This is a genomic window from Sutterella sp., from assembly GCF_030539355.1.
In the GTDB taxonomy this organism is placed as follows: domain Bacteria; phylum Pseudomonadota; class Gammaproteobacteria; order Burkholderiales; family Burkholderiaceae_F; genus Sutterella.
On the sequence record NZ_JAUNSF010000201.1, the window covers coordinates 1 to 1,601 of the forward strand.

General features: G+C 63.3%; 2 protein-coding genes. Both read left to right on the forward strand.

The window, feature by feature from the left end; all coding sequences use genetic code 11:
* Positions 1–778 (forward strand): glycosyltransferase (locus Q4F91_RS13520; protein WP_303338254.1); only part of this gene is annotated, 778 nt, incomplete at its 5' end.
* Between the two features lie 499 nt (positions 779–1,277).
* The gene (locus Q4F91_RS13525; RefSeq protein WP_303338255.1) at positions 1,278–1,583 is read left to right on the forward strand and encodes an ESPR domain-containing protein; all 306 of its coding nucleotides are present in this window, start codon (positions 1,278–1,280) and stop codon (positions 1,581–1,583) included.
* Positions 1,584–1,601 lie beyond the last annotated feature (18 nt).

The following is a 1,601-nucleotide window of genomic DNA, read 5'->3' on the forward strand; positions in this document are numbered from 1 at the left end:
CTACAAAAAGGACGACGGTCTCACGGTGCACCCGATCGGCAACTTCATCAACCCCGGTCACGTGCTCGCGAAGCACCGCAACCCGAGGATGGTGACCTTCATCAACCCGGCCTTCGCCAAGGGCGCCGCGGTGGTGGCGCGCATCCTGATGATGGCCAACAAGGAGCGCCCCGACATCCCCTTCATGGTGGTCGAGACACGCAAGAAGTTCGCCAAGGCCCTCGAGACCCTGAAGCAGCCGGGCGGCCCGATCGGCTCGGCCTTCGGCAAGCACACCTTCCAGAACATCTTCCTCACGCCCGCCACCTATGAGGTGAGCGAGATCTACGCGCAGACGAAGGTGCTTCTCGCGCCGTCCCTCTGGTACGAGAGCTGGGGGCGCGTCTGCACCGAGGCCGTGATGAACGGCATCCCGGTGCTCGCCTCGACGAGCGGCGGCATGCCCGAGGCCGTGGGCAAGGGCGGCATCACGCTCGACGCCCCGGCGACGAACCGCCAGGGCAACGAAAGCTGGCTCGTGCTGCCCTCCGAGGAGGAGTGCCGCCCCTGGGCCGACGCGCTCTACGAGCTTTACGACCACGCGGACGACTGGAAGGACCGCTGCGCCGAGGCGGCGCAGACAAACGGCATCCAGGCCCGCGGCGACGCCCTTCTCAAGCTTCTCGAACCCTTCCTCTCGCGCCGCGCGGGCGACGCGGACTTCTCGCGCCGCGGCTCCGTGCGCTACGAGGGCGATCCGCTCGACTGGGAGATCGGCATCCGCGGCCGCGGGTTCTGACGCCCTGCCCTCCTGACATCCTCCAGAGGCCCGTCGCAGCCGCTCCGGCTCCGGCGGGCCTTGCTTTTCCCGGAACTTTCTTCCGTCGGACTGAAGACGATATCTCTCCGGGCCGATTTTTTGTCCCGGAAGCCTCCTTCAAGTGATTTCAAAACAACATCTCATGCCTGTCCGGCAACGCCCCCTGACTAACCCGCGCCGGATCAAATACGAATTCGAGGATCAGCGAAAACTCCTGTAGACAAAAGACATTCCCTGCGCTACGTTGGCAGTTAAGACTGTGCCGCCGCAGGACCTCGAGCCCTGTTGTCAAAACCCTCCCGGGACATTCAGATTTCCAGGGAAAAGACGCTCGTGAAAGGACATGGCGGCAGGCCGGATCCCGTTCGTGTGACGCATTTCCCCCTCCGCCTGAGAAGGAGGGGACGGACGGGATGACGCAGAACATGAACGCCCGGGCGAGGGCGTCGTGATGATTCAACTATATGGGAGGCGAATCATGAACAGAACATACCGCGTCATCTTCTCGAAGGCCCGCGGGGCGCTCATGGCGGTGAACGAACTCACCGCCTCCGTGCAGAAGAAGGGCACGAAGACAGTCATTGCCGCCGTCGCCGCGGCGGTCGGTCTGTTCGGCGCGGGCACTGCCGCTGCCGAGACGTACGATGACAGCACAACGGAGACGGTCTTCGAAACTGTGAAAGACCTTCCCGGAACGACCACGATCACTGACGGCGCGAAAGTCACGGCGAAATCCAAGTTCACGACCGTGAATTTCCCAAATTCCGGTACAGCCGCCAACTGAACAGCTGTTCAGTTGGCG

Coding starts and splice junctions, on each gene's coding strand:
- Q4F91_RS13525 (WP_303338255.1), top strand. CDS start 1,278: ATGAACAGAACATACCGCGTCATCTTCTCGAAGGCCCGCGGGGCGCTC.